The 23,335-nt window shown below is 38.6% G+C and carries 24 protein-coding genes and 1 riboswitch; of the genes, 15 read left to right on the forward strand and 9 right to left on the reverse strand.

The genetic code is table 11. The features are described 5' to 3' along the window. The first annotated feature begins 33 nt into the window (after nucleotides 1–33). Nucleotides 34–735: an NAD-dependent deacylase gene (locus tag VK91_RS10450; RefSeq protein WP_048392462.1), complete on the forward strand. Its 702-nt coding sequence runs from the start codon at nucleotides 34–36 to the stop codon at nucleotides 733–735. Nucleotides 736–765: 30 nt separating this feature from the next. On the opposite strand, the gene VK91_RS10455 is transcribed toward VK91_RS10450, so the two are convergent. Genes VK91_RS10455 through crcB (VK91_RS10465) form a run of 3 tightly spaced genes read right to left on the reverse strand, consistent with a single transcriptional unit; the run spans nucleotide 766 to nucleotide 1,819 of the window. Continuing rightward, the gene (locus tag VK91_RS10455) at nucleotides 766–1,113 is read right to left on the reverse strand and encodes a hypothetical protein (RefSeq protein WP_048392463.1); all 348 of its coding nucleotides are present in this window, start codon (nucleotides 1,111–1,113) and stop codon (nucleotides 766–768) included. Nucleotides 1,114–1,127: 14 nt separating this feature from the next. Next, on the reverse strand, nucleotides 1,128–1,457 hold the full coding sequence (gene crcB / locus VK91_RS10460; protein ID WP_048392464.1) for a fluoride efflux transporter CrcB: 330 nt from the start codon (nucleotides 1,455–1,457) through the stop codon (nucleotides 1,128–1,130). Then, nucleotides 1,454–1,819: a fluoride efflux transporter CrcB gene (crcB, locus tag VK91_RS10465; RefSeq protein ID WP_048392465.1), complete on the reverse strand. Its 366-nt coding sequence runs from the start codon at nucleotides 1,817–1,819 to the stop codon at nucleotides 1,454–1,456. Before crcB (VK91_RS10465) ends, crcB (VK91_RS10460) begins: the two co-directional genes overlap by 4 nt. A 914-nt stretch (nucleotides 1,820–2,733) precedes the next feature. On the opposite strand from crcB (VK91_RS10465), the gene VK91_RS10470 reads away from it, so the two are divergent. Further along, on the forward strand, nucleotides 2,734–4,476 hold the full coding sequence (locus tag VK91_RS10470) for an ABC transporter ATP-binding protein (protein WP_048392468.1): 1,743 nt from the start codon (nucleotides 2,734–2,736) through the stop codon (nucleotides 4,474–4,476). Next, complete coding sequence (locus VK91_RS10475; RefSeq protein WP_048392469.1) at nucleotides 4,473–6,206, forward strand: ABC transporter ATP-binding protein; 1,734 nt, start codon at nucleotides 4,473–4,475, stop codon at nucleotides 6,204–6,206. The genes VK91_RS10470 and VK91_RS10475 overlap by 4 nt, the downstream gene beginning before the upstream one ends. A 44-nt stretch (nucleotides 6,207–6,250) precedes the next feature. On the opposite strand, the gene VK91_RS10480 is transcribed toward VK91_RS10475, so the two are convergent. After that, on the reverse strand, nucleotides 6,251–6,619 hold the full coding sequence (locus tag VK91_RS10480) for a hypothetical protein (protein WP_048392470.1): 369 nt from the start codon (nucleotides 6,617–6,619) through the stop codon (nucleotides 6,251–6,253). Between the two features lie 195 nt (nucleotides 6,620–6,814). Here VK91_RS10480 and VK91_RS10485 point away from each other — a divergent pair, with 195 nt between their 5' ends. The 5 genes from VK91_RS10485 (at nucleotide 6,815) to VK91_RS10505 (ending at nucleotide 10,967) form a co-directional block, all read left to right on the forward strand. Then, on the forward strand, nucleotides 6,815–7,318 hold the full coding sequence (locus VK91_RS10485) for an RNA polymerase sigma factor (RefSeq protein ID WP_048392471.1): 504 nt from the start codon (nucleotides 6,815–6,817) through the stop codon (nucleotides 7,316–7,318). Further along, a complete protein-coding gene (locus tag VK91_RS10490) occupies nucleotides 7,308–8,312 on the forward strand; it encodes an anti sigma factor C-terminal domain-containing protein (protein WP_231595619.1) in 1,005 nt (334 codons plus the stop codon). Before VK91_RS10485 ends, VK91_RS10490 begins: the two co-directional genes overlap by 11 nt. Nucleotides 8,313–8,484: 172 nt before the next feature. Beyond that, nucleotides 8,485–9,240, forward strand: a complete 756-nt coding sequence (locus VK91_RS10495; RefSeq protein WP_048392472.1) for an SDR family NAD(P)-dependent oxidoreductase — start codon at nucleotides 8,485–8,487, stop codon at nucleotides 9,238–9,240. A gap of 25 nt (nucleotides 9,241–9,265) precedes the next feature. Beyond that, a complete protein-coding gene (locus VK91_RS10500) occupies nucleotides 9,266–9,694 on the forward strand; it encodes a MarR family winged helix-turn-helix transcriptional regulator (RefSeq protein WP_004230567.1) in 429 nt (142 codons plus the stop codon). A gap of 499 nt (nucleotides 9,695–10,193) precedes the next feature. Further along, on the forward strand, nucleotides 10,194–10,967 hold the full coding sequence (locus VK91_RS10505; protein WP_036077236.1) for an IclR family transcriptional regulator: 774 nt from the start codon (nucleotides 10,194–10,196) through the stop codon (nucleotides 10,965–10,967). A gap of 27 nt (nucleotides 10,968–10,994) precedes the next feature. Here the strand turns inward: VK91_RS10505 and VK91_RS10510 are convergent, their stop codons facing one another. Both VK91_RS10510 and VK91_RS10515 read right to left on the reverse strand, forming a co-directional pair. Then, complete coding sequence (locus VK91_RS10510) at nucleotides 10,995–12,194, reverse strand: aminotransferase class V-fold PLP-dependent enzyme (RefSeq protein WP_048392473.1); 1,200 nt, start codon at nucleotides 12,192–12,194, stop codon at nucleotides 10,995–10,997. 14 nt (nucleotides 12,195–12,208) lie between these two features. Beyond that, nucleotides 12,209–13,297 carry a Xaa-Pro peptidase family protein gene (locus tag VK91_RS10515; RefSeq protein WP_048392474.1) on the reverse strand — a complete coding sequence of 363 codons (1,089 nt, stop codon included), beginning with the start codon at nucleotides 13,295–13,297 and terminating at the stop codon, nucleotides 12,209–12,211. A gap of 291 nt (nucleotides 13,298–13,588) precedes the next feature. On the opposite strand from VK91_RS10515, the gene VK91_RS10520 reads away from it, so the two are divergent. The 3 genes from VK91_RS10520 to lepB all read left to right on the forward strand — a co-directional run bounded on the left by VK91_RS10520 (nucleotide 13,589) and on the right by lepB (nucleotide 15,697). Then, on the forward strand, nucleotides 13,589–14,524 hold the full coding sequence (locus VK91_RS10520; RefSeq protein ID WP_048392475.1) for an LCP family protein: 936 nt from the start codon (nucleotides 13,589–13,591) through the stop codon (nucleotides 14,522–14,524). Between the two features lie 351 nt (nucleotides 14,525–14,875). After that, entirely contained in the window at nucleotides 14,876–14,986 is a 111-nt protein-coding gene (locus tag VK91_RS10525) for a hypothetical protein (protein WP_004230560.1), read from the forward strand. Between the two features lie 150 nt (nucleotides 14,987–15,136). Beyond that, nucleotides 15,137–15,697 (forward strand): signal peptidase I, encoded by a 561-nt coding sequence (lepB, locus tag VK91_RS10530; RefSeq protein ID WP_048392477.1) that lies wholly within the window; start codon nucleotides 15,137–15,139, stop codon nucleotides 15,695–15,697. A 36-nt stretch (nucleotides 15,698–15,733) separates the two neighbouring features. Here lepB and VK91_RS22685 read toward each other — a convergent pair whose 3' ends face one another. Further along, on the reverse strand, nucleotides 15,734–15,937 hold the full coding sequence (locus VK91_RS22685) for a hypothetical protein (RefSeq protein WP_036218669.1): 204 nt from the start codon (nucleotides 15,935–15,937) through the stop codon (nucleotides 15,734–15,736). Nucleotides 15,938–16,096: 159 nt separating this feature from the next. Further along, nucleotides 16,097–16,196: riboswitch (purine riboswitch) on the forward strand. 74 nt (nucleotides 16,197–16,270) lie between these two features. On the opposite strand from VK91_RS22685, the gene VK91_RS10535 reads away from it, so the two are divergent. Together VK91_RS10535 and VK91_RS10540 are read left to right on the forward strand one after the other, a co-directional pair. After that, a complete protein-coding gene (locus VK91_RS10535; protein ID WP_009370354.1) occupies nucleotides 16,271–17,461 on the forward strand; it encodes an MFS transporter in 1,191 nt (396 codons plus the stop codon). A 253-nt stretch (nucleotides 17,462–17,714) separates the two neighbouring features. Continuing rightward, on the forward strand, nucleotides 17,715–20,321 hold the full coding sequence (locus VK91_RS10540) for a cation-translocating P-type ATPase (RefSeq protein WP_048392479.1): 2,607 nt from the start codon (nucleotides 17,715–17,717) through the stop codon (nucleotides 20,319–20,321). Nucleotides 20,322–20,369: 48 nt separating this feature from the next. On the opposite strand, the gene VK91_RS10545 is transcribed toward VK91_RS10540, so the two are convergent. Beyond that, nucleotides 20,370–20,852 (reverse strand): DUF3231 family protein, encoded by a 483-nt coding sequence (locus VK91_RS10545; protein ID WP_048392480.1) that lies wholly within the window; start codon nucleotides 20,850–20,852, stop codon nucleotides 20,370–20,372. A gap of 97 nt (nucleotides 20,853–20,949) precedes the next feature. Then, entirely contained in the window at nucleotides 20,950–21,606 is a 657-nt protein-coding gene (locus tag VK91_RS10550) for a cupin domain-containing protein (RefSeq protein WP_348638180.1), read from the reverse strand. Nucleotides 21,607–21,846: 240 nt separating this feature from the next. Between VK91_RS10550 and VK91_RS10555 the strand changes: the two genes are divergently transcribed. Together VK91_RS10555 and VK91_RS10560 are read left to right on the forward strand one after the other, a co-directional pair. Then, a complete protein-coding gene (locus VK91_RS10555) occupies nucleotides 21,847–22,068 on the forward strand; it encodes a transcriptional regulator (RefSeq protein ID WP_048392481.1) in 222 nt (73 codons plus the stop codon). Continuing rightward, nucleotides 22,065–23,324: a UV damage repair protein UvrX gene (locus tag VK91_RS10560; protein ID WP_048392483.1), complete on the forward strand. Its 1,260-nt coding sequence runs from the start codon at nucleotides 22,065–22,067 to the stop codon at nucleotides 23,322–23,324. Before VK91_RS10555 ends, VK91_RS10560 begins: the two co-directional genes overlap by 4 nt. Nucleotides 23,325–23,335: the final 11 nt, after the last annotated feature.

Consider the following 23,335-nt stretch of genomic DNA (forward strand, 5'->3'; position numbering starts at 1 on the left):
GGTAGTTTTAATTCGAAAAAAGGAGGGGGGAAAATGACAATAGAACGTTTACGTGAGTGGTTACTATCCTCAAATAATACAGTGATTCTAACAGGAGCGGGCATGTCAACGGAAAGTGGAGTTCCTGATTTCCGTTCAGCATCTGGTTGGTGGAAACAAATGGATCCAAGAACTGTCGCGACAACGGAAGCATTAACAGATCATTACTCATTATTTCATGAATTTTATAAAACACGTATCGAAAACCTAGAAAAGGTGGCTCCCCATGAGGGACATCATCTATTAGCTGATTGGGAACGAAGAGGTTTAGTGTCTCTAATCGCTACTCAAAATGTGGATGGTTTTCACCAATTGGCAGGAAGTCAATCCGTCGAGGAGTTACATGGTTCGATCCGGTCTATTCGTTGTCATCGTTGCCAGCAGGCGGCTGTCATGGCAAGCTTCTTGAATAAGGCTAGTTGCGCCCATTGTGGTGGGAAACTTCGTCCAAATGTTGTGCTCTTCGGAGAAAGCCTACCACAAGCAAGCTGGCACTGTTCAATGGAGGCAATTAAAACAGCTGAACTTGTCCTTGTCATTGGAACGAGTCTTGAGGTATATCCCGTCAACCAACTACCTATGATGACAACAGGAAAAACCGTGTATGTTAATATGGATATTTCACAGCAGACAACCCCATTTGATCTGACAGTGAGGGGGAAAATAAAAGAAGTGTTGCAAAAACTTCAAATTTAAAAAAGGCGCCCTTGCAATTTCAAGTGGCGCCTAAAACATTTGAGGTAGAAATTCCCTCATGAATCGTTGATTTTTTCGTAACCATATCTTCAAAATCATGCGATGTGTTAACAGTTTATGCCTTTTATTTGGTCTCGCCTTTGCTTCTATGAGGCTCTGTAAAAGAATACAAGTTTCAGTTGCAAAAGCTTGAGGTTCAACGAGAACATCCAGCTTGTAATTAATTAACTGGGCTGTCTGAACCTTGGCAAGTAATTGCGCAAATTGTGTATTCATGGTAGCGTAATTTTCCTCTAATTCTAGGTCAATCAATGCATAGAGCGTTTGCTCTATTTCAACTTCTAATTCCTCCAATAACTCTTTTGACGGCTGTGTCACTAGTTCACCCTCTTTTATACGACTAGATAACCAATAGCTGCACAAAGTACGCCAATTAGCAAGGTACAGGCAATATAGCTAATGGCTTGTCTCCATTTTTGTTGTTCTATAAGCTGTAGACATTCAAATCCAAAAGTAGAAAAAGTTGTGTAGGCTCCTAAAAAACCTATGCCCATTAATTGCCATAACCAATCACTAAGATGTATGGCAAATAAGAAACCAAGCGCAAAGGAGCCTGTACAATTAATCATAAAAGTCGCCCATGGATAGGGATGTACAAGTAATTTTCCTAAATAAAATCTAGAAAGAGCGCCAAAAAATCCACCAATTCCGACTAAAATCATGCAATACGCCCCCTAGCAAGTCGTATTCCCAGCCATGTGCAAGCTAATCCACCTAAAACACTTACTGTAACATAGAGTACAGCCTGTAGCCACTCGCTATTTTCTAGGAGTAATAGTGTCTCTAAGGAAAATGTCGAAAAGGTAGTAAAAGCTCCACAAAACCCTGTACCTACTCCTAGTACAATAGGTGTGCGTTTTATAAATGAAGTAAAAAGCCATGCTAAGCAAAAGCAGCCCAGTAAATTAATAAACAGTGTTGTGAATGGAAATATTTCTGTATTGGGAACGGCGAGACTCAGACTATATCGACAGATGGCACCAAGAATTCCACCAATTCCCACGGCTAGAAATGACCTCAACATAAAAACCCCTTACTGAAAATGACTATAATGAAAGTGTATCATGAGACAAAAATTTTAGAAATATTTCAATTCAAGTTATGTCCCAAAATCGATTGTTAAAATGTATATAGTGTATAGAAAGTTATAGATGCGCATGAAATAATATTTCGAAATATTATATGTGGAAAATGAAATATCTTTTATTATAAGGACAATTCTTTGTCCCTCTTATGTGAAGCCGTTGACGGAAAACCCGGTGACGGCTAATCCATAAACGGAAATCCAGACACTACTAAATAATAAATAACTAAATAATAATTAACTAAATAAAGATGATGAGATAAGCATATGGAAGGAGTGCAACAGACGCAAAAAGAATATTCTAGTGTCTACTACTGGGTATCAAAATCACTAGTCGTGTATTTCAGTCTTTAGGTTAATGTTTGTGCCGTAGAATTATTGTAAGGTTATAGACAACACTGTAATTTTAAGCATGTTCTCCCTTTGATTCCTTAGAGCATTTCAATGCTTTAAAGCGCTAACTATTTCCTGAAAATGATAAAAAATAACAGGGTGATAGTTGACAAATATTTCTATAGTGTGATAATCTTCAAGAACACTATAACAAATAAGCTAAAGGAGGGCATGACAATGTTAATTTTATCAGTATCAAATTCAATCACAGTTACATACATTGTCCGTGCCTAACGCTTTATTTACTATTGCAGAACTAGGTATGGAATTATCCTGCCTTTTATAAGAGACACTTACTCTTTTAGGGTATGTGTCTTTTTTTGTGCAAAAAAGGTTGTAGTGCAAACAAAAAAGGAGTGTATGTATATGACAAAAACAGTTAGAAGAATGATTTTCAAAAAGGAATTTCTAGAAAGTGGGTAGTCATCCACAACAGCACGGAGGAAAGAAGGTTATGATGTATGTTTGATGTGTTAAGTAAATTAGGCTGGTTCTTTAAAAAATACTGGAAGCAATATACGGTGGCCATTGTTCTACTAATGGTTGCCAGTGGATTAGAGGTTGTCCCTCCCTATTTACTCGGTTCTATTATAGATCTATTGACTGCAGGAGAAATGACACCAGCTATTTTAACAAAATATGTCTTGATTTTTATTGGGATTATTATTGGGGGCTATTTATTAAATTTTGTGTGGCAATTCCGACTATTTGAAGGAGCTATCAACCTTGAGAAAATTTTACGTCGTAATTTAATGCAGCATTTTTTACGTATGACCCCAACATTTTATGAAAAAAACCGTACCGGTGACCTGATGGCTCGTGCAACAAATGACTTGAATGCCGTATCCACGACAGCAGGTTTTGGCATTATGACGTTGATTGATTCAACGATTTATATGGGCTTTATCATTTTTGCGATGGGCTATATGATTTCGTGGAAGCTTACATTTTTTGCTATGTTACCAGTTCCTATTATGGCGATCCTCATTCAATATTTAGGGAAAATTGTTCATGAGCGATATATGAAGGCACAAGATGCTTTTGGGGAACTAAATGATAGTGTGCTAGAATCTGTAGCAGGAGTGCGAGTGGTGCGTGCCTATGTGCAGGAAAAAAAGGATGAGGCTAATTTTGCAGATATGAGTGAAGTTGTGTATGCGAAAAATATTCATACAGCGAAAATCAATGCTTTATTTGGCCCGATTACAAAAGTCGGAACAGGCATTAGCTATGTTGTAGCACTTGGTTACGGGGCTCATTTAGTGGCAACTGAGGCGATGACGGTTGGGCAACTGGTCACGTTTAATGTTTATTTAGGTTTGGCTGTTTGGCCGATATTTGCGATTGGTGAGCTCATCAATGTTATGCAGCAGGGGAATGCCTCACTAGATCGCGTGCAGGAAACCTTGAACTACGAGGCGGATGTTCAAAATATTCCGAATCCACAAATGATTGCGACACCAAATGCGATTGGCTTTGATGCCTTAACATTCCAATATCCGATGAGTCAGGTGAAAAACCTACAGCAGATTTCACTTTCCTTGAAAAAAGGTCAAACCCTTGGCATTGTTGGTAAAACGGGGGCAGGTAAAACAACCTTCCTACGCCAATTATTGCGAGAATACCCAATCGGACAGGGACAGCTTTCCATTGACGGTATCGATATAACCGCTCAAACGAAGGAGCAGATCCTCGACTGGATTGGTTATGTACCACAAGATCATGTGCTATTCTCACGCACTATTCGTGAAAATATATTATTTGGGAAAGAAGATGCAACACAAGCAGAGTTGCAGCAGGCGATACGTGCCGCGTATTTTGAAAAGGATTTAGACAATCTACCAATGGGCCTTGAAACACTTGTTGGAGAAAAGGGTGTCTCTCTTTCAGGCGGTCAAAAACAACGTGTATCTATTGCTCGTGCTTTAATTAAAGATCCTGAAATTTTAATGCTGGATGATTCACTCTCCGCTGTCGACGCGAAGACAGAGGCAAGAATTATTGAAAATATTCAGCGTGAACGTCAAGGTAAAACGACGATTATTACGACACATCGCTTGTCTGGTATTCAGCATGCCGATGTCATCATCGTACTGGATGATGGGCAAATTGTAGAGCAGGGAACACATGAGGAACTTCTTGTGCAACAAGGATGGTATAAAGAGCAATTTGACCGTCAGCAGCTAGAAGGAGGTGCCTCATGAGTACGAGTCAACGTTTAATGCGCTATGCGATGTATTTTAAAAAGCCGATACTATTAGGCTTATTCTTCCTAACCATTGCCGTATTCACGGAGCTTGTTGGACCGTTTATTGCGAAACATATTATTGATAATTACATGACAATTGGTCATATTGAAATCAAACCGATTACATGGTTGCTCATTGTTTATTTACTTTTAGCCATTGCAACAGCCATATTACGTTATTTTATGTATATTTATTTGCAAATTGGGGCAAACCGTGTTATCCAAAAATTACGTAAAGATGTCTTTGAACATATTCAAACTTTACCGATCCAATACTTTGACAATTTACCAGCGGGTAAAATTGTTGCGCGTGTAACAAACGATACAGAGGCAGTTCGGAATTTATATGTACAGGTACTATCCAATTTTGTGACGAGCTTCATTTCTATTTTTGGGGTGTATATAGCGCTCTTTATTTTAAATTGGAAAATGGCAATGCTTGCTTTAACCATGATTCCAATTGTTTATGTGTGGATGATTTTATATCGAAAATTTGCCTCTAAATATAACGATGTCATTCGTACAAAAATTGCAGATATTAATGCCATGATTAACGAATCCATTCAGGGCATGACAATTATTCAGGCGTTCCGTCGTGAGCAGCAAATGACGAAGGAATTTGATGACATGAATAATGAGCATTATGCGTATGAACGTAAGCTGCTGGTGCTTGATTCAGCTACATCCTTTAACCTTGTGAATACGCTAAGACTTATCATGTTTACGGTCTTTATTTTCTACTTTGGTACACGCTCATTCACAGCAACTGAAGTGATTACAGCAGGGACATTGTATGCATTTGTTGATTACTTAACAAAGCTATTTAATCCGATCACGAATATTGTGAACCAGTTTTCACAGCTTGAGCGTTCACTCATTGCAGGTAAACGTGTCTTTGAGGTGCTAGATACGAATGGTGAGCCTGTTTCTGAAAAGAGCATCCCACGATATAAAGGAAATGTGGTTTTCGAAGATGTTTCCTTTGCCTATAAAGATAATGAATATGTGCTGAAAAACCTGTCATTTGAAGCACATCAAGGTGAAACAATAGCCTTAGTTGGTCATACAGGTTCAGGGAAAAGTTCCATTATGAACTTGTTATTCCGCTTCTACGACCCATCAAAAGGCAAGATAACCATTGATGGCATTGATATTACTTCTGTTCCACGTCAAACGATGCGTGAACATATGGGTATTGTGCTACAGGACCCTTACTTATTTACGGGTACGATTGCATCCAATGTTAGCTTAAACAACCCGCGCATCTCTCACGAGAAAATAGAAGCTTCCTTAAATGCTGTAGGGGGAGAACGTGTTTTAGCTAATTTACCAAATGGCTATGAGGAACCAGTTATTGAGAAGGGCAGCACATTATCTTCAGGACAACGTCAGTTGATTTCGTTTGCACGCGCCCTGGCGTTTGATCCAGCAATTTTAATATTGGATGAAGCGACATCAAATATTGATACGGAAACGGAAGAAATTATTCAGCATGCGATGGATGTCCTGAAAAAAGGACGAACAACGTTTATTATTGCCCATCGACTTTCTACCATTAAAAATGCAGATCGTATTCTTGTACTTGATCGAGGAAAAATTGTAGAAAACGGCACGCATGATGAACTGCTAGCGCTTGGCGGAATTTATGACAAGATGTATCAAATGCAGGCTAACTCCTTACAATAATAGCTTAAAAGCCCCACTTCAACTGTGAAGCGGGGCTTTTCTATTTATCTTACATATTTGAAGACATTGATAAAGAATAACAGGACAGACAGCGCTACAGCAATTCCACCACCAGACACGAAAAGCTCAAATAACCAGCGTGGTACATCCCAATACACCATCATCATGCCAACAAAAAGGAAGGGTAAACCGAGATTGTAAAGCCAAAACTGTGCTTTGGCGAGACCTGTCTCCGCAGCATTTTTATAAGTCGAATAAATTAAACCAATGAATCCAGTAGTTAGCCAACCTACCACACCAATATGAGCATGTGTCGCTTTCCATTGAAGTTGAACCGTATAATGCATAAACAGGCCAAAAGCAAAAACAATTAATAAATAAAAGACTGAAACCTTTATCCATTTAGCACCCATTATCCACAACTCCTTTCTTGAAAGTGATTTTAGCTAGCTGCTACAGTATATTCTTGTCAAATTAAAAAGATGCTTGTATGTATTTGAAAATAAATGTTGTTGGTTTTCACTAAACTAAAATACTTAATGAGAACTTTTTGTAATATGTAAACTTTTCATGGAGTTCTGCGTTGTATAGGCAGAAGGGAGGTGGACATGGTAAAGCAATCAATGAATGCGTTTCTACAGCAAGCAGGAACGCTGCTATATCGTTATTTGAGAAAACGTGGATTAGCCCATGAGGATGCAGAAGATATCGTCCAAGATACATGTTATAAATTTTTATTACATAAAAATGGAATTCAGTCAGACAAAGTAATGAGTTGGTTATATCGTGTAGCAACCAATCAATTTTATGATCTCAAGAGAAAAGAAACACGTCATCCAACAACAGAATTAGAGGAAGTTCAATTGACTTCATTCATTCATATTCCTGAGATCCAGATGCTAAAGAAAGAAAAATTAAAGGACAAACAGAACACACTCGAAACGCTATCCATTTTGCATCAGGAATTATTAATCCTGAAATATGAGCTGGGATTATCGTATAAGGAAATTTCAGCCTTGATGAATAAGAATGAAAACACACTAAAAACGCATGTCAGACGTGCTAGGGAAGAATTTACTGAACGATTTAAGGAGGATATTCATGATGAATAAAGAAGAAAATGAATTTTTGTTTGATGATAGACAAACGAAAAAAATAATGAGAAAGGCAAGGTTTTGGTCAACAGTCAAAATGATTGGGATTACATTGGTCGTTACACCAATTGTGCTAATAGCATTATGGTATGGGCTGAGGGCTTTATCGTTAAATAGTGCGCAAAAAGTAATGGATGATATTCATTTATTTAACGAAATAAGTGCGCCCAATGTCCAAATTAGTAATCAGGTTTATGACGATCATTTGCTGGGAGGGAAAATAACAACAACAACCTATAAGGTGCTTGGAGATCAGCATCGGCCATATATTTGGCAGCCTATCAAAAGCGATTATAATTTATTTGGAACGCTTACACGAACGGCCATTTCTAGCCCCATCCAAATAGAAGGTTCAGAATCACTGGCCGAAACATATCAATTCGAACGGTTTAATGACTACACAGGTGACCGAGAAATGTTTTTTTATCATCCAAGGATTTCCTACGACCATTATCAAGATAATGTTAGTGAACTGCATCAATTGGAGAAAAATACTTTAGTAGAAATAGCTATTTCTTTTGATGAAGCCTATGATTTTGGTGAAATTAAAAGCAAGCTACCTTCTGAAGTACAAGTAGATTGGTGGTGGGTGGATGCCTATACAGATGATACACTAGATTTTTTTAAGCAAGGACAGAATACTATTTCAGCCAATGATCCATACATTTATGGCTTTCAATCAGAGCAATCCAAACCAAAACCTCGACGCTCTTCAAACGACGAGGTTGAGACCTTTATTCGAAACATTGAGCTTCTTCGTAAAAGCAAGAACTTTGAGTGGGAAACAAACCAGGTTTATCAAGCTTTAGTAGGGGAAAATGGCACCCTGGAGAAAAGTGATGTGAAAATAAGTGGGGCTGTAGTAACTGGTACTCCAGAACAATTGCAGTCTTTACAAGGACAAACCTACATTAAAGGGTCTATATTTGGGGTAATATCAAATCAGAAATAGAGCGTTGGAAAAGAGAATCGGCACAATCATGTAAAAAGATCAATTTTAGAAAAGCTTATTTTGGTTGAACCCTTCTCCAGAATAGGCTCTTTTATCGGAAACAATTTAGTTTAAAATTAAATAGTTTAATGTTAAACTATTAACAGATAAACAAGAAGGAGATGTTGTTGCAATGGGTAAACTACAAAACAAAGTGGTCATCATTACTGGTGGTGCAGGTGGTATTGGTAGTGGAATGGCAAAAGCTATGGTAAAGGAAGGGGCGATTGTTACAATTGTTGACTTAAATGCAGAAGCAGGCGAGGCAATGGCAAAAGAATTACAAGCAATGTCTCCGAAGTCTATGTTTTTACAGGCTAATCTAATGGAACGCGACCAATTACCAAAAATTATTGATACAGTCGTAGAAAAATACGGTAAACTAGATGTGCTAGTTAATAACGCTCATGCTGCTAAACAAGTTACAATAGAAGAAACTACACAAGCAGATCTTGATTTGTCATTTGGAACAGGTTTTTATCCAACCTTCTATTTAATGCAAGCAGCCCTACCGCATTTAAAAGAAACTAAGGGTAATATTATTAACTTTGCATCTGGAGCAGGCATTCAAGGTCATGAAACACAGGCTGCTTATGCCGCTGCCAAGGAAGCCATTCGTGGTATTTCCCGTGTTGCCGCAAATGAATGGGGACGTTTTGGTATTAATGTCAATATCATTAGTCCGCTTGCTGATTCACCAGGTGTACAAGCATGGGCAAAAGCACAGCCAGAGTATTATGAAGCGGTGAGAAGTAAAATCCCGTTAGGCCGTTTTGGTGATATTGAGCAAGATATTGGTCGAGTAGCTGTTTTCTTAGCTTCTGACGATTCTCAATACATTACAGGTCAAACGATTATGGTGGATGGAGGCTCACTAATGCTTCATTAATTCTCAGCGTTTGAGGAGGATTTTTTTGAAACAGACAAATATTTTTAAACTGATTCATATGATTGAACAGGTGAACAATGCGAATATTATACGTTTTACAAAAGCGTTCCCATATCCTTTAGGAATTTCACCAATTTTAGTTTTAAATGAGCTACATGTCAAAGGCCCTCAAAAACAAGCCGAATTAGCTGAGACAATCGGCTATACAAAAGGTGCTATGACGAGCATTGCCGAAAAGCTGGTCAAGCTTGGATTAGCAGAAAGACTATATGATCCATCCGACCGCCGCACCATTCGCTTACAAATTACAGACGAGGGTCAAAGTGCTTTAGCAAAGGCTCAATCTATCGGAAAAGAGGTCTTTGTACAGCTTTTTGAAGTATTAGATGATGAGGAAATTGCCCAATACTTGCGGATTCAAGAAAAATTAGTACAGGGTATCCAGCAGAAATAACCATGTAAAAAGATCAACCTACCTTTTAAGAGGTGGGTTGATTTTTCTTTGTTTAGGCGGATAACTGGCGGATAAAACTCAAAATGTGACGGATAGAAAGAGGATTCTGGCGGATAGCTTTCCTTTTTTGCGTGATAGAATGGCTCTAAGTGGATAGAATGTCCAAACTGGCGGATAAAATTGGAAATGTGACGAATAAAAAGAGGAATCTAGCGGATAGCCTTCTTTTTTTGGGTGATAGAATGGCTCTAAGTGGATAGAATGTCCAAACTGTCGGATAAAACTCAAAATGTGACGGATAGAAAGAGGATTCTAGCGGATAGCCTTCTTTTTTTGCGTGATAGCCATGCTCAGCACAATCCGAATGTCCATATGAACTGCTTGAAATGAAATAGTTCATTTAAAATCTAATTGTAAAATAGTTGAATTTATTGAAAATTGTCCGTCTTCATTTTATAATCAAAATACGGTTCTATTATAGAGACATTTGAGGTGTGAAATGACATTAAAAACATTAGATAACTCATTGGAGGTACTGAAATATTTTAATAAGGAAAATCCTACATGGGGTGTTCGTGAGCTAGCAAAAGAGATGGATATTAGTCACTCCATTATTTATCGGATTTTAGCAACCTTCGAAAAACAAGGCTTTCTTATTCAAAATCCTGAGACAAAAAAATATGAATTAGGGCTTCGCTTTCTAGAATATGGCCAGATGGTTAAAGATAAATTAAATCTTTCTGACTTTGTTTTACCAATTATGATCAACCTTGCAGATACCATCAAAGAATCCGTATTTTTAACATGGCTGGATGGAACAGATGGTGTCACAGTAGAAATAGCTGAGAGCTCTCAAACCATTAAGTTTTCAGTGTCGATTGGCACGCGGACACCACTACATATCGGGGCATCTTGTAAAGTCATCATGGCTTATCTACCTGAAGAGAGAAAAAAGGAGATTATGGAGCATGGGATGAAAAGGTTAACGCCTGAAACCATTACTGACCCTGATGAAATGTTAGCCGATTTAGAAAAAATACAACAGCAAGGCTGGTGCTTTTCAACAGGAGAGTACTCTCATTCAGTATTTGGGCTAGGTGTACCTCTTTTTAATAGTAAAAAAGAAGTCATTGCCTCTTTAACAATTGCTGGCCCTATTTATCGTAAGCCAACAGAGGAGAAGTTACCTGATATGGTGAATGTTCTTCAATATGGAGCGATGAATATTCAACGGTATTTCGATCAATACAGCTTTAAATTATATCATGAATAAGCATGAAAAAGAGGCTCAAGATAGACATTAACTATCTTGAGCCTTTGCTTGGATTTTTTTCATGATGGATACGGCCTTGTCAATTTCTTCAAACGTATTAAAATAGTGTGGTGAAAAACGGGCCATTTTAGAAATTTGATTGCGTTCCATAATGGTATTCGCCATAAATGTGCCAGCTTCAATGATGACCCCATGTTCTGCTAAAGCATTGGTTAGCTCATCTGGTGACAGCCCTTCAATGTTAAACGGCGTAATCGATAATCGATGGGCACTATTTTGAGGACCATATAAGACAATGCCTGGAATGGTGGCAAGCTGTTCAATTAAATAGTTTGTTAGCTGCTTTACACGATCATATATGTGATGGATACCGATATTGTTCGCATAATCAATAGCTGCCCCTAAGCCGAAAATACTTGGAATAATTGGACAACCTGGTTCAAAACGCTTAGCGGTTTCTACAAAAGAATAGGCATTGTTTTGATAATCCCACTGGGTGCTGCCCCAGCCAATCATAATAGGTGTCAATGTTGGAATGAGTGCTTCTCGTACGTATAAAATACCTGATCCTTCAGGGCCGCGTAGCCATTTTCGTCCACATGCAACTAGAAAGTCACAGCCAAGCTCTGCAACATTCATTGGTGTTAAACCAAGTGTTTGATTGGCATTCATCAATGTTAGTACATGGTGTTGCTGGGCGAGCTGACATATTTCTTTGGCAGGCTGGAGTGCCCCAGCAGCATTGGACATATGGGCAAAGGCAATCAATTTTGTTTGTGGTGTGATGAGTTGCTCAAGTGCATATAAATCTACCATATATTCATCATTGGTTTTTAACACCTTCAGCTGAACCCCTTGCTGCTGAAGGGCAAGCCAAGGCACATAGTTACTCAACATTTCTGTGTCGAGCACTATGACCTCATCTCCCTGTTTCCATTGCAAGCCCCCTGCGACATAATTAATCGCCACTGAACCGTTTGGCACAAAGGCAATTTCCTCTTTTGTTGCGCCGATGAACAATGCTGCTTTTTCTCGAATACGCTCTACTTGCGCATACGTTTCTTGACGAAAAGAGGGCAAGTAGGGACCAATACTTGCTTGTTTTTGGAGATAGCTAGTCATTTCATCCACTACTGGCTGTGGCATGGCAGATGCAGCAGCTGTGTTTAGATAAATATAGTGTTCAAGTAGCGGCATATCCTGTTGTATTTTCCTCATATCGATCATTGTACACACCAACCTTATAAAATGATTAATTCTTTCGAATAGGTCATTAAATTTTCGTAACCATTTTCTGTGACGATTAAATTATCCTCGATACGAACACCACCAACATCCTGCACATAGATACCTGGCTCCACGGTAAAGGCCATGCCTGGCTTTAACACTAGTTGATTCCGCTGCGTCATATAAGGCTCTTCATGTGCACTTAAACCAATGCCGTGGCCAAGTCGGTGTGTGAAATACTTGCCATAGCCGGCATCGCGAATAATGTCTCTTGCCAGATCATCAATGGCATGAGCTGTCATACCTGGTTTTATGGCTTCTATGGCTGTTTCATTTGCTTGCTTCACAATGCTATAAATTGTTTTGAGCGTTGGAGAAACTTCTCCTAAAGCAACTGTTCTAGTCATATCCGCCACATAGCCCTTATAAATCGCGCCAAAATCTATGACGATTAATTCACCTATCTCTATTTTCTTTGTGCTCGCTCTACCATGAGGAAGTGCACCTCGATAACCAGAAGCAACAATGGTTCCAAAAGGTGTTCCCTCTGATCCACGTCGTCTCATTTCATATTCTAATTGGGCTGCGACTTCCATCTCTGAAATACCAGCTTGAATAATCGGTAATGTGGCTGCAAGACTTTCTTCGACGATCTGTACAGCCTGACGCATGAGAGCTATTTCGTGTTCATCTTTTTCCATACGTATATCACGAATGGTTTCACCGATATCACATAAAGTGTCATATGTAAGGTTTTCGATAGCTTTCTGTTCCTTCACGTGCATGGTGTCAAACTCAACGGCAAGTGTCTGCGCTGTTCCTAGCTCTTTTTTTAGTTGCTGGATGGCCTGTGACGGTCCTTCCTCATCCGAATAGGATAAGATTGTCCCTCCATTACCCAAGTCAACTTTTGTTAATTCTACTTGTGGAACGAGAAAGTATAATTGATGATGAGCAGTAATAGCGACTACTGTTAGGCGTTCACTTTGCTTTAACTGAAGACCTGTAAAATAATACATGTTTGCCCCTGGCACTAGCACTGCTACATCAATTGACTGTTGCTGCATACGGGAAACGAGCTGCTCTCTTCTTTTTTGAAACATTGAGTGATTCCTCCTAAAACGTTTCTATTATAGAGACGTTGTATCTGAAAAATAGTATATATCAACAATAATGAATTTTCAATAAATTAAGATAGCATCATTTTGATAGAGGGAAATGAATGTAAAAGGAAGATAATTGACAAATGAGGGAATAGTATGTTGTAAATTTAGTAAATACTAGTGTACGTCTTTTTTTCGTTCATTATGCATATAAGTAGACTAGATAAACTTTTTTCCAACTTAATACGTCAAAAAGAGGGGCAAAATTGTTAAGCAAGAAAGGACTTATGTATGGAAAAAAACATGAAACGCTCAAAAGAGAAAAAGAGCAAGAAAAAATTATGGCTGTGGATTGTTGGTAGCCTATTAGCAATTTTTTTAATTTTTATAGGTACTGCCTACTTTACCATCCAAAAAACTATGAATAAAATAAATACACCACTTATTCAAACAACAGATGCAGCACAACCAGAAGAAAAAACAGTGATTAAAAAAGATCCCTTTTCGGTTCTAATGCTTGGGGTCGATGAACGTAAAGATGATAGTGGACGTTCCGATACCATGATTGTAATCACTGTAAATCCTGAAAAGCAGACGATGAAAATGCTTAGTATACCCCGTGATACTCGAACAGAAATCGTTGGTCATGATACGGTAGATAAGATTAATCATGCCTATGCCTTTGGAGGCGTCCCTATGGCTGTGGATACGGTCGAAAATTTTTTAGATATACCCATCGATTATTATGTATTTATTAATATGGAGGGCTTTTTACAAATTATTGACACGCTGGGTGGCGTAACAATCGATAATGATATGGATTTAACCTTTGACGAATACCATTATCCAAAGGGAGAAATCACATTAGATGGTAATGAGGCCCTTATTTTTTCTCGTATTCGTTATGAAGATCCTCGAGGTGATTTTGGACGCCAAATTCGACAACGTCAAATCATTGAAGCGGTGATGAAAAAAGCCTCCACACCATCAACATTATTAAAAGCAACTGATATGTTGAATGTACTAGGCGACAATGTTCGCATGAACTTTTCGGTGAAGGATCTTATTCAGCTGCAAAGTATTTATAAAAAAATGGATAAGGATATAGAGCAGTTATCGTTCGAACAGGGAGACGGTGAAAGGATTAACCGCATTTGGTACTATATTCCGAATGAGGCAGAGCTTCAAAAAATCCAAACAGATTTACAAAACCATTTAAAAAAGTAAGTAAGCAAGTTGCTTACAAATGTCGCATACTAGTTGTTAACTTTTTGGCCACGAGGGGAGGGAGATGAATGAATGGGAGGACCCAGGTGCTGAGGTATACAGCGCTGAATCATTGCATGCAAAGCTATGTACCTAAACGTAAAGTGCGAAAAAATCCAGTCCAATCAGCAATTAGAGGCCTACAAGTATTATGTTTAAAATTATTTATGTAAGGGATAAAAAATCATTCAGGTAGGGTGCATGCCTAGTTGAATGATTTTTTTGCTGTTATTCATCATTTTTCGATATTTCTTGAAATATCAGAAAATTAAGTGTATACTGACATTAGAAATGGTTAAAGGAGTGATTGTGATGATTGTAGGCACAATTTTATTAGCATTTGCATTACCAGTGGGTATCGTATTAGCAGTAGATTTATTAAACGAGCAGCATCACTCTGCTACACAAACTAACCATTCATAACGTTGAAACAGTAAAATATCAATTTCTAGACAATGTTACTTTGTAGCCTTGTCTATTTTTCTATGAATAGGAAACAATTTGTGTGATTCATTCGTCAATATATAGTGAGAAAATGTTATACTATTAAAAAAACAGTATCGGGGAATGAGCATGCAAGCGGAAAAAACATCCAATCTTAAAAAAGAAATATTATCCTACATCAAAATTATTGTCATTACAGCTGTTGTTGTTTTTGGCTGTAAGCAATTCTTATTTGCGCCGATTAAAGTACAGGGAGCATCTATGTATCCAACTTATCACGATAAGGATATTATTATTGTAAGCAAAACAAGTAAAATTGAGCGTTTTGATCAAATTGTTTTCCAATCTCCTGTCGAAGATGAGTTATATATTAAACGTGTTATCGGTCTTCCAGGGGATAAAGTGGAAATGAAAGATGATGTATTGTACGTCAATGGCAAAGCATATAAAGAAGATTATGTGAACCGTCAAACGGATGATCCTAATCAATTACGCATTACGGAAAACTTTACATTGGAACAATTAGTGAATGAAAAAGAAGTGCCAGAGGGCATGTATTTTGTGCTTGGTGATAATCGCCTAAAAAGTAGTGACAGTCGCCATTATGGTTTAATTTCAGAGGATGCTGTATATGGTGAATCGAAATTAATACTATATCCATTTAGTCATTTTCATATTGGCTCAAAATGATGAAAAAAGAGGTCACTCCATTGAGTAGCCTCTTTTTTATTGTTGGGGTAAATCGGTACAGCTTTTATAAGTGGGATAATAGACACAAATCCTTGAATTTTCAACGGTTTCCTTGATGGGCGATGGCTTACTTTTCATGGGAGATTGCATTGCTGGTTCTTCATTTGTGAACGCTTCTTCTACTAATTCTACGCCATAAAATAGTATTAAAAAATAGCAGACAAATCCTACTATACGCAAACAATCACCTCGTAAAATAGTTATTGTATGTTTATATATATGGTCAAATTCGTCGAAATATAAGCAGAAAATCGAAATTTTCTCTTGCCAAAAAGATTTTTAGAGGCAATGAATTCTATGAAAAAAGCTATTGTCAATGAAATTTTGATGTGCTACTATAGCTAAAGTAAATATTTGATCTGTATAACCTCAATAATATGGATTGAGGGTCTCTACCAGGAACCATAAAATCCTGACTACAAAACTTTGCTTCATTTTTGTAGTCAGGATTTTTTTAGTTTGTTTTAAAACAATCTCCTACAAAAATGAACGTGTATCGAAGGGGAGATTACGATGAATTGGAGAGTTTATATTCTTGCTGTGACTACCTTTGCAGTAGGGTTAGTTGAATTAATTGTTGGTGGAATCCTGCCAAATATTGCAGAGGATTTAGATGTGTCTTTAGCGACAGCGGGACAATTAATTACTATTTTTGCACTTGTTTATGCGATTTCTGCGCCTGTCCTACTATCCTTGACAGCCAAGGTGGAACGCAAGCGCTTATTCCTTATTTCTTTATTTATTTTTACGTTAGGAAATCTAATGACCTTCTTTAGTACAACGTTTATCATTGTACTAATCGCACGTATTTTCACAGCTATGAGTACAGCGTTAGTGATTGTTTTATCATTAACGATTACAACTAAAATCGTAGAGCCTCGCCATCGTGCTAAAGCACTGGGGCTTGTTTTTATGGGGGTAAGTTCTGCGCTGGTGATCGGTGTGCCAATGGGTATTTTTATTACAGAAGCGTTTGGCTGGCGAGCTGTATTTTTAGGTATTAGTATCCTATCAACGATTTCAATGATATTAATTGCTTTATTACTTGAAAAAATGCCAATTGGAGAAGTAGTGCCACTCAAGGCGCAAATTAAATCGCTGGCGAATTTGAAAATCCTGACAGCACAGTTAACTACCCTATTTATGCTAGCGGGCCATTACATGCTCTACGCCTATTTAACACCATTTTTAGTAGAGGCATTTGATATGAATGCTTCATGGATTAGTATCTGTTACTTAATCTTTGGTATTGCCTCTGTTAGTGGGAATGCTGTAGGTGGATGGGTGAGTGATAAAATTGGCACAAGTAAAGCCATAATTTTAATTGTCTCAGCCTTTGCCATTGTCTTATTTAGTATTCCTTATACAATTATTGCCCTTCCACTGTTTTTAGTATTTACGGTTTTATGGGGTGCGTTGAGCTGGGCACTGACACCGCCATTACAAAATTACTTAATTCAGGCGGATCCTCAATCATCGGATATTCAGCAAAGCTTAAATACAGCTGCCCTGCAAATTGGTATTTCTATCGGATCAGCAGTTGGTGGCGCAATGTTTGCTTGGACAGGGTCCGTTATGCACCTAGCTAGCTTTGGTACAATTCTAGTTCTTTGTGCATTAGGCTGCGCGATCTTTTCTATTAAAAGGGCACCTCTTGGACAGGAACAGCACGTAGATTATCAGTCAGCACATCATCATTCATAATCGAACGATAGCCCTGAAAGGTATTGGGAAAGCCATCCCAATACCTTTTTAATTGGTTTGCATGAATCTATTTTCGTACACTTCCCAAAATTAAATTCTCTATGGTTTCTTAGCATACTCTAATTACCTATGGAATAGATTGTTGTAGTTAATGAATTTACAGATTTGAGAAGTTTGAGATTTTAAGAGCGAATATTATTTTTAAGAAAAATAGTAGGAGACTTTCAAATCTTGTAAATGGAAGGAGAACTCAATGACTGAATATCATCAACAATCAACTGCTGAAGTCATGAAGATATTGAACGTCACCACGCAAGGTTTGACTGATGATGACGTCCAAAAGAGGCAACAAGTCTATGGCTACAATGTATTAGAGGAAGGGAAAAAGACAAGTACGTTGGCTGTTTTTATGGGCCAATTCAAAGATTTATTGGTCATCATTTTACTCGTTGCTGCCTTCGTTTCCTTTCTACTAGGAGAAGTAGAAAGCACCATTGTGATCATGATCGTGGTTATTTTAAATGCCATTTTAGGTACAGTGCAGCATGTGAAGGCTGAACAATCATTAGATAATCTAAAAGCATTGACCTCTCCCATTGCCAAGGTCATGCGTCATAATCAACTAGTAGAAATTCCTTCTGAAGAAATTGTAGTAGGGGACCTCCTGATGTTGGAGGCGGGAGATTATATTAATGCGGATGGAAGACTACTAGAAAGCCATAATTTACACATCAACGAAAGCTCTCTTACAGGCGAATCGATTGCTGTGGCAAAAAGTACAGACCCCATTCGGAAGCAGAATATCACCATTGCGGATAAGAAAAATATGGTGTACTCTGGAAGCTTTGTGACCAATGGACGTGGCATCGTGATGGTTACGGCAATTGGGATGCAGACGGAAATCGGAAAAATTGCGAATTTACTCGATACAGCCAAGGAAAAGAAAACGCCATTACAAATTAGTCTCGATCAATTCGGTGAAAAATTAGCCTTAGGGATTACGCTGATTTGTTTAGCAATCTTTACGATTGATCTTATCCGAGGACGAGCCTTAGTAGAATCCTTTATGTTTGCTGTATCTCTTGCTGTGGCGGCTATCCCTGAGGCTTTAAGTTCTATCGTGACCATCGTATTAGCTTTTGGCACCCAAAAGATGGCAAAGGAAAATGCGATCATCCGCAAGCTTTATGCTGTGGAAAGCTTGGGGAGTGTATCGGTCATCTGTTCTGATAAAACAGGTACTTTAACAGAAAATAAAATGGTAGTACAGGAAGTTTTTGTGGACCAGAAGAAAATTCCTCATGATTGGCTCAATCCAATAAATCCAGTGGAAAAAGAACTAATGGTAAAAGCGCTTTTATGTAGTGACGCTGTCGAGCGTGACCACAAAGAAATTGGTGATCCTACAGAAATTGCGCTCGTGAAATTGGGGAAACAGTATGGGTTAGACGAATTGAAGATACGTGAGCAATATCCACGATTGGCTGAAATTCCATTTGATTCGACGAGGAAGCTTATGAGCACTGTCAATCAGATGGACAAGCAGCCCATCATGATTACCAAAGGTGCTCTGGATGTACTCTTACCCAAAGTGACGCGAATCAAAACATCAACAGGTATTTTTGAGATAACCCCGCAGCATCGCCAGAAAATCGAGGCGGTGAATCGTGATTTTTCTATGAATGGTTTAAGGGTGTTAGCCATTGCTTATAAGGAGGTATTGCCTCTACAAAAAGTCGATCCACGAGCGGAACGAGATTTAATCTTTGTCGGCTTAGTAGCGATGATGGACCCTCCAAGAAAAGAGTCGAAAGAGGCTGTGGAAAGCTGTATAAAGGCAGGTATTAAACCCGTCATGATTACAGGAGACCATAAAATTACAGCAACCGCGATTGCCGAACAAATTGGTATTTTGCAAAATCCAGCTGAAGCTATAGAGGGACATGCGCTCGAAGGCTTAACTGATCAAGAGCTGCAAGAGAAAGTACAGGATTATTCTGTTTATGCCCGTGTTACACCAGCCCAAAAAATTCGAATTGTTAAAGCATGGCAGGATAAAGGACATGTGGTGGCCATGACAGGAGACGGTGTCAATGATGGACCTGCTTTGAAGCAAGCAGATATTGGGGTGGCTATGGGCGTAACAGGCACAGAGGTTGCAAAAGATGCCTCATCCATGATTTTAACGGATGACAATTTTTCAACAATTGTTAAAGCAATCGCCAATGGCCGTAGCATCTATACAAATATTAAAAATGCCATTCTGTTCTTATTATCTGGAAATGCAGGCGCTATTTTTGTCGTGTTATATGCAACGGTTCTGGGCTTACCTGTTCCTTTTGCACCTGTCCATCTTCTATTCATCAACTTATTAACAGATAGTCTGCCTGCTATTGCCATCGGTTTAGAGCCAAATAATAAGAAAACAATGAAGGACAAGCCTAGAAACATTCATACTCCTTTATTAAATAAAAAATTTACCACACAAGTTGTGCTTGAAGGGATATTAATCGCCATCTCCACCATTATTGCGTTTCAAATCGGTTTATCGACAGGCGATACGTTAACAGCAAGCACGATGGCCTTTACAACACTATGCCTGTCAAGGTTAGTGCATGGCTTTAATTCTCGATCCAAACAATCCATCTTTGCGATTGGTGTATTTTCGAATAAATATACGTGGTTCGCCTTTATCATTGGTGTGCTAAGTTTACACATGGTCTTATTTATGCCGATGCTTACAACGGTCTTTGAGGTAGCTCCATTAACACCTGCTCAGCTAGGCTTTATTTATAGCCTATCGGTGTTACCATTCCTAGTCAATCAATGGTATAAGCTACTGTTCGTGAGAAATCGATAAAGATTAAAAAAAGAAGCTTCCGTTAGTTATTAAAACGGAGGCTTCTTTTTAGTGTGTAGAGGCTAATAACCAGCCTTTACTCTTACTTAGGTCAATCAATCTCGCTCCAAGTAGCGCATAACGCATATGGAGTTCACTATATTTGGTTAGATGTGTTTTCTTTACTGCTAGCTCTAAAGCTTGGCTTACGGCAATCAAAGAAGAGGCAATATTCATCGATAAAATAGCACTTATTTCGCCATCATTAATGAAAGATTTCCCACGAATATCCGTTATTTTCATTTTACTGTATTCTATCGATGCTGTTGGTGCCAGCACACCGTTTTCCTTTAATAGCAGTGTTAGCTGTTTATTTTCCTCTTTTAAACATTGAATAAATTCCAATGTAAGGATTTTTAAGTTTTTATCACGCGTATGCTTAAAAAAAGCATGACTGGAAGCAATATAGCCTTGATTGATCCCAAGCTGTGACCAAAGCTTGAAAACCTCCTTAAATCGTAGCGATGCTAGATTTTCATTTATCATTGTCATCCTGACACTTCCTAACTCTTAGATTGATTTAAGATTAGGATGTAGCAGTAAATGACATTCTATTCATCTTTTACAATAAAAAATGTATAAGAGGTCGCTAATAGTAGGTGCCATAAGGGTACATAGGAGGGTAACGATAGGGATAAGGGTATGGACATGGTTTCATATATTGCTGTGGCATGGTTGGTTTATAAGGGGCTTGATCGGTTGCTGATTGGACACGATTGCAGCCTTTTGCTGGTCCGATATAAGTCGTAGGAACAATCGGTGCAATCGTTTTCTTCCATTGTTCTTCATCTAAACAATACGTATGGGCCATAATATTGGCTGGTGTGAATTTTAAGATATCAGAGCCTAAAATGACCTCTGGCGTTGGTGCATCAAAAATAGCAAGTAGATGCGTGTCATCTTCTGTGGCTACTTCATAATGCCACCAGCCCTGTGGTACATTCGCAACCTGCCCAGGCTTGATAGGATAGTTTTGAATTTTCTTGGTAAAGGGATTCAATAGAGAAACCGTTGCTGCTCCTGCAATACAATAGACAAGCTCTGCAGCATTTTGATGGTAATGTGGCTCGATGACATTGTCTTTACTTAAAAAAATATCAAGCAAAGATGTATTTTCTAATGTATTTAATTGTTCCACACCGAGAATATTAATGTAATTTCGGGAGTCTTTTTTAAAAAGCGTACTTTTATTGACATCAAAAGTGAACGCTGCAGAAGGGGAGCTATAATCGATATTTGAGCTGATACTTACATCCTTTCTCATATAAATTGAGCTATTCATCATCATAGATTATGTTTTAGGTACTTCTAGACTTACACAAATGCCTAGCTACAGTCAGCCTCTGTCTGGATAAAAAATTAGCTAAAATTACCACTTCTATTTCAGAACATACGTGCGTATAATAAAAACACAAACGTTTGTTCTTAGTTATCAAAAACTCTGTTCAACATGAACGCAAACAGAGTCAGTAAAGGAGCATTCAACATGAAAGAACAGTTGATAAAAGCCATGCATCGTCACCAAATCGTTCACATGATGTATATAGCGAAATCAGGTGCCATTACGAAAAGGCGCGTGAAAATCATCCACATTAAAGGTGATTCCTTTACCGCCTTTTGTTTTACAAGGCTAGCGAAGCGTACGTTTCATATTAACAATGTTCTAGCACTTCTGCCCATTCTCCAACGGGAGTCTGAGGTGATATGAATTACAACGACTTCCCACAGAAAGATATTTTTTGTATTGATATGAAGTGCTTTTATGCAAGCTGTATTGCCATGCTAGAAGGGCTAGATGTGCTGACAGATCCAATTGCTATCATTGGTAATTTTGAACAACCTGGCAGTATTGTGCTGGCTGCATCACCAGTGATGAAAGAAAAATTTAACATTAAAACAGGGAATCGACGTTATGAAATTCCCAAACATCCAGATATTAAGTTGTTTGAACCAAAAATGTCCTTTTTTCTAGAGATGTCCATGGCCATTACGCGTCTGATTGCACAATATGTCCCTCCAGAGGCAATCCATGTTTATAGTGTGGATGAAAGCTTTATAGATCTAACAGGCACGGAGCAACTTTGGGGTTCGCCTGAGCAGGTAGCCAAATTGATTCAGGAAGACATCTATGAAAAGTTTCGCATTCCGTCCGCCATTGGCATGGGACCAAACATGTTGATGGCTAAATTAGCATTAGATTTAGAGGCAAAAAAAACAGGCTTTGCCAAATGGACCTATGCCGATGTCCCAACAAAGCTTTGGCCAGTGCGTCCTTTATCTGATATGTGGGGGATTGGGAAACAGATGGCAGCCAATTTAAATGCGATGGGCATTCAAACAGTCGGTGGATTAGCCCATGCCGATTTAGCCGAATTAGAAAAGCGCTTTGGTATTATGGGTAATCAATACTATTACCATGCATGGGGCATTGATCTCTCCACATTAGGTGAGCCATTGGTGAACAATGCGGCATTAAGCTTTGGGAAGGGCCAAATGCTCATGAAGGATTATCACACACGAAAGGATATTGCGGTTGTACTCCTAGAAATGTGTGAGGATGTGATGCGACGTACACGAGAAGCAGGCTATGTCGGGCGGACTGTTAGCTTGGGGCTCTCTTACAGTCGCAATGCGATGACGAAGGGGTTCCATCGCTCAAGAACCATCGAAAATCCAACCAATGAGACCCTTGTTATGTATCAGACTTGTCTGGACTTACTAGATGAGCATTTTGCGGGTGAGCCAGCGCGTCAATTATCTGTTAGACTGACAAACTTAGAGCCAGAGCGTAGCATTCAGCTTGATTTATTTGATGAGCGTAAGGACCAGCGACAGGTCATTGGTCATGTCATGGATGCGATTCGTAGAAAATATGGAGTGGTGGCCTTATTACGCGCAGCCTCCTATACCAGCGCTGGTACAGCTATTTCACGGAATCGCTTAGTGGGCGGGCATTTAGCATAAGGAGTGGAAAA

It is taken from the genome of Lysinibacillus sp. LK3 (genome assembly GCF_001043675.1).
Lineage (GTDB): Bacteria > Bacillota > Bacilli > Bacillales_A > Planococcaceae > Lysinibacillus > Lysinibacillus capsici.

What these genes read in the sequence shown, in the direction of transcription:
- VK91_RS10450 (WP_048392462.1), top strand. Translation starts at nt 34, where the DNA reads ATGACAATAGAACGTTTACGTGAGTGGTTACTATCCTCAAATAATACA.
- crcB (WP_048392464.1), bottom strand. Translation starts at nt 1,457, where the DNA reads ATGATTTTAGTCGGAATTGGTGGATTTTTTGGCGCTCTTTCTAGATTT.
- crcB (WP_048392465.1), bottom strand. Translation starts at nt 1,819, where the DNA reads ATGTTGAGGTCATTTCTAGCCGTGGGAATTGGTGGAATTCTTGGTGCC.
- VK91_RS10470 (WP_048392468.1), top strand. Translation starts at nt 2,734, where the DNA reads ATGTTTGATGTGTTAAGTAAATTAGGCTGGTTCTTTAAAAAATACTGG.
- VK91_RS10475 (WP_048392469.1), top strand. Translation starts at nt 4,473, where the DNA reads ATGAGTACGAGTCAACGTTTAATGCGCTATGCGATGTATTTTAAAAAG.
- VK91_RS10480 (WP_048392470.1), bottom strand. Translation starts at nt 6,619, where the DNA reads ATGGGTGCTAAATGGATAAAGGTTTCAGTCTTTTATTTATTAATTGTT.
- VK91_RS10485 (WP_048392471.1), top strand. Translation starts at nt 6,815, where the DNA reads ATGGTAAAGCAATCAATGAATGCGTTTCTACAGCAAGCAGGAACGCTG.
- VK91_RS10490 (WP_231595619.1), top strand. Translation starts at nt 7,308, where the DNA reads ATGATGAATAAAGAAGAAAATGAATTTTTGTTTGATGATAGACAAACG.
- VK91_RS10495 (WP_048392472.1), top strand. Translation starts at nt 8,485, where the DNA reads ATGGGTAAACTACAAAACAAAGTGGTCATCATTACTGGTGGTGCAGGT.
- VK91_RS10505 (WP_036077236.1), top strand. Translation starts at nt 10,194, where the DNA reads ATGACATTAAAAACATTAGATAACTCATTGGAGGTACTGAAATATTTT.
- VK91_RS10510 (WP_048392473.1), bottom strand. Translation starts at nt 12,194, where the DNA reads ATGATCGATATGAGGAAAATACAACAGGATATGCCGCTACTTGAACAC.
- VK91_RS10515 (WP_048392474.1), bottom strand. Translation starts at nt 13,297, where the DNA reads ATGTTTCAAAAAAGAAGAGAGCAGCTCGTTTCCCGTATGCAGCAACAG.
- VK91_RS10520 (WP_048392475.1), top strand. Translation starts at nt 13,589, where the DNA reads ATGGAAAAAAACATGAAACGCTCAAAAGAGAAAAAGAGCAAGAAAAAA.
- VK91_RS10525 (WP_004230560.1), top strand. Translation starts at nt 14,876, where the DNA reads ATGATTGTAGGCACAATTTTATTAGCATTTGCATTACCAGTGGGTATC.
- lepB (WP_048392477.1), top strand. Translation starts at nt 15,137, where the DNA reads ATGCAAGCGGAAAAAACATCCAATCTTAAAAAAGAAATATTATCCTAC.
- VK91_RS10535 (WP_009370354.1), top strand. Translation starts at nt 16,271, where the DNA reads ATGAATTGGAGAGTTTATATTCTTGCTGTGACTACCTTTGCAGTAGGG.
- VK91_RS10540 (WP_048392479.1), top strand. Translation starts at nt 17,715, where the DNA reads ATGACTGAATATCATCAACAATCAACTGCTGAAGTCATGAAGATATTG.
- VK91_RS10545 (WP_048392480.1), bottom strand. Translation starts at nt 20,852, where the DNA reads ATGACAATGATAAATGAAAATCTAGCATCGCTACGATTTAAGGAGGTT.
- VK91_RS10555 (WP_048392481.1), top strand. Translation starts at nt 21,847, where the DNA reads ATGAAAGAACAGTTGATAAAAGCCATGCATCGTCACCAAATCGTTCAC.
- VK91_RS10560 (WP_048392483.1), top strand. Translation starts at nt 22,065, where the DNA reads ATGAATTACAACGACTTCCCACAGAAAGATATTTTTTGTATTGATATG.